General features: G+C 60.4%; 1 protein-coding gene. It reads right to left on the reverse strand.

The window, feature by feature from the left end:
* Nucleotides 1–143 precede the first annotated feature (143 nt).
* Nucleotides 144–723 (reverse strand): calcium-binding protein (locus tag AC0L26_RS31965; RefSeq protein ID WP_473636083.1); only part of this gene is annotated, 580 nt, incomplete at its 5' end.

A 723-nucleotide genomic window follows, 5' to 3' on the forward strand; every position in this document is an offset into this window, starting at 1 on the left:
CCAGAACATTGACGACGCCGCTCATCACCGCAATTCCCGCCAACGCTCGCCGGAAGGAAGCCAAAACCGCCGCGAGGGTCGTTCGCGGCGGCTCAGGCCGCTTGGACTGGGTAGGCGCCTTCATGTGATATCCAGTTCAAACATCAAGCGGCGATAAATTGGAAATCATCCTGGTGCAGGTTGGCCAACGCTACGTTCTTCAAGGTCAGGACATTGCCCCCATCCACAGTTATCACGGTGTCGGCGCCAACTTGATTTGCGGCTGCGAGCACCGACGCGAAGTCGTCGAAAATGGAGTCGGCGAAATCAATCACATCAACCGAGGCGGGGCCTGCCACGAAGTCAGTGATGGTGTCCATGCCGAAACCGGGTTGAAAGATGAACAAGTCGTTGCCCGCTCCGCCCGTCAGCGTGTCGTTGCCCGCTCCACCATCGAGAATATTGGCGCCGCTGTTACCAATGAGGATGTTGTTGCCGGCATTGCCGGTCGAATTGATTGCGCCGGTGCCAGTCAGCGTCAGGTGTTCGACCGTGCCCAGAACCTGGGCCGAGTTGAGTAGGCTGAAACTGATCGCCGCCTGCACCGTGTCAGTGCCGTCGGAACCGGCGACGCTTTCGTCGACAATGTCGCCGGGGCTGTCGACATAATACCGGTCGTTGCCTGCGCCGCCGGTCAGCGCGTCATCCCCGGCGCCGCCATCGAGCGTGTCGTTGCCTACGCCG

It is taken from the genome of Mesorhizobium sp. WSM4823 (genome assembly GCF_055811195.1).